This window comes from Aeromonas sp. ASNIH8, from assembly GCF_002919855.1.
GTDB lineage: Bacteria > Pseudomonadota > Gammaproteobacteria > Enterobacterales > Aeromonadaceae > Aeromonas > Aeromonas caviae.
The window spans coordinates 1-2,642 of the sequence record NZ_PQLN01000192.1; the positions used below are offsets into that span (position 1 = coordinate 1).

The following is a 2,642-nucleotide window of genomic DNA, read 5'->3' on the forward strand; positions in this document are numbered from 1 at the left end:
GTGGGTCAGGCCACTCTTGGCATCGACACCAATGTGGGCCTTCATGCCAAAGTGCCACTGATTGCCTTTCTTGGTCTGATGCATCTGCGGATCGCGTTGCTGCTCTTTGTTCTTGGTCGAGCTGGGTAGCCTCAATGATGGTGGCATCGACCAAGGTGCCTTGAGTCATCATGACGCCTGCTTCGGCCAGCCAGCGATTGATGGTCTTGAACAATTGGCGGGCCAGTTGATGCTGCTCCAGCAGGTGGCGGAAATTCATGATGGTGGTGCGGTCCGGCAAGGCGCTATCCAGGGATAACCGGGCAAACAGACGCATGGAGGCGATTTCGTACAGAGCATCTTCCATCGCACCATCGCTCAGGTTGTACCAATGCTGCATGCAGTGAATGCGTAGCATGGTTTCCAGCGGATAAGGTCGCCGGCCATTACCAGCCTTGGGGTAAAACGGCTCGATGACTTCCACCATGTTTTGCCATGGCAGAATCTGCTCCATGCGGGACAAGAAAATCTCTTTTCTGGTCTGACGGCGCTTACTGCTGAATTCACTGTCGGCGAAGGTAAGTTGATGACTCATGATGAACCCTTTTTCATGGCTCCAGATGACAAACATGATCTCATATCAGGGACTTGTTCGCACCTTCCCTAAAGCGGCTCTGACAATCTACTGCTCAAGTACCAGACTAGTCGGCTATAAAAACAATATTGTCATTAAATGATGACGCAGAGCATTGAATAAAGTAAGCTACCGCCCCTGAGTTACAGCTCCCAGTACGCTCGCAGTCGATATATTGTTTAGTTTGCCAAAGATTTATGACCGTTCTGATCCTGCACACCTTTGCAAACAAGACAGCGAGACGCTCGTTATGCTTACTTTATGGTTATAACCATGATCATGTTGAGCCTATTAAGCGCAAGAAGATACAAGATTAATTTTGAATCGGCGGGGTGATTTTACCTATGCTTTGCTCAAAAGGGTAGTCAATCTGGTCTAATCAGTTTTTGATCGCTCAAAAAACAACCAGAAATTGAATTGAAAAGATGTCTGATGAGGCGCGTAATAATAGAATATCATTGATTTTCCAGATAAAAATCGATGTTGTGTGTAGGAAGTGGAACCACATTGTCTGTTGGCAGATCACGTTGTTTAGCAAGCCAGACCAGGTCACAGATACCGTCTGTTGGTTCGAACGCAGCAGGGGCGTGCATCAGAATGTCGCGTACTTTCTGTTGATCAAAGTGGTGACAGGCGTCATCCAGCGAGGCCAGCAAGGGACGCAGCCTTGACCAGGGGAGCCAGCATTCTTGCGCCACCATGATTCTGGGATGTTCTGTACCTCTAGGGAAGGTGCGAACAAGTCCCTGATCTTAACCATCCCCTCGTATGAGCGAGGCGTGGCGCGGCTTCTGAGGTATGATCGCCATCCTTGACCAGCTAATACCCGACAGATAATCGCCATGTTTAAACACGATCTAATCCTCAACCACATCAACGAGATATTTGGACAGGACATGCATGCCAAGCGTGTTCTTTCCCTGGCCCATGCAACCCTCGGGGTTATCGAATCCGGTTCGCTGGCCATCCACGCCATCGGGAATGGTCTCTCCTTGGCCAATGGTCTCGAGCGCAAACAGGCGTTGTTGATCAATTCCGTCGCTGGATGGCCGTTCCCCAACCCGTTGATACCACTCAATTCACTGGCTGGCGAACAGGCATACCAAGCCCTATCAGCTTGTTCATCACCTTCACGCCAGCCAGGATTTCGCCCACCTGGGCGTTGTAGTTCCGCAGGCTCAGCGTTGGCCCGATGAGTTGCTTGAACCGGTACATGGCGGTCTCGGCTATCGAGCGCTGGTGATAGCCGGAGTCTTTCTTCCATTGCTTCAGTTCACCGGCCTTGAGCGCCGTCACCGCCTCGTTGCGGGGATGGCCTTCCTCCCACGGTGCCGCATTTTTTCTCGGCGGTATGGTGGCTTTCGCCCCCTTCTTCTTCAGTAGCGCATGACAGGCCTTGGTGTCATACGCACCATCGGCGCTGACCTGTTTTATCTTGCGTCGTAAGGGGTTGAGCAACGTCGGTAACACCTCGTTATCCGCCACCGTCTCCAGGCTGACTTCGGCAGCGATGACCGCATGGGTTGTGGCATCCACCGCCAAGTGGAGCTTGCGCCACACTCGTCGCTTCTCCTTGCCGTGTTTGCGAATTTTCCATTCGCCTTCGCCATAGACCTTGAGGCCGGTGGCATCAATGACCAAGTGAGCCACCGGGCCTTGGCTGGGGACGCGGTACTTGATGTCGACGGTCTTGGCGCGCTTGCTGATACATAGATGGTCGCCCCGGTTTGCCAAGCCCTCAATCAATGAAAGTGAGTCAGGTTGAGATTGCAGCCATAGATCCGGATTTCACCGAGGCAACAGCCTCTATCCCTGATGGAATTCGCTGACTGGCTCCTCTATCAGCTAAACGCACTTATTAGTGCCCTGTGTCTGTCGGGTTTTGCCAGTCACGGTCTGACCTGAGGTGTCCTGACAAGATCGGACAGTCCCGGATCAAGCAGCCTGAGCAGTTCTCCAATACCTCTTGTTAAACTCCGCCGGGCTGACATTGCCAAGTCGTGAATGCCGACGCTGGCGGTTGTAAAAA

The 2,642-nt window shown here is 52.2% G+C and carries 1 protein-coding gene and 3 pseudogenes; 1 reads left to right on the forward strand and 3 read right to left on the reverse strand.

The genetic code is table 11. The features are described from left to right. A pseudogene (locus C3418_RS23235) lies at positions 1-574 on the reverse strand (IS5-like element IS5B family transposase); the annotation flags it as partial. A gap of 494 nt (positions 575-1,068) precedes the next feature. Continuing rightward, positions 1,069-1,269: a hypothetical protein gene (locus tag C3418_RS23245; RefSeq protein WP_258040176.1), complete on the reverse strand. Its 201-nt coding sequence runs from the start codon at positions 1,267-1,269 to the stop codon at positions 1,069-1,071. Positions 1,270-1,455: 186 nt separating this feature from the next. Between C3418_RS23245 and C3418_RS23250 the strand changes: the two are divergent. Continuing rightward, positions 1,456-1,638, forward strand: a pseudogene (locus tag C3418_RS23250) (IS4 family transposase); the annotation flags it as partial. Positions 1,639-1,687: 49 nt separating this feature from the next. Here the strand turns inward: C3418_RS23250 and C3418_RS23255 are convergent. Continuing rightward, positions 1,688-2,386 (reverse strand): annotated as a pseudogene (locus C3418_RS23255) (IS5 family transposase); the annotation flags it as partial. Between the last annotated feature and the right edge of the window lie 256 nt (positions 2,387-2,642).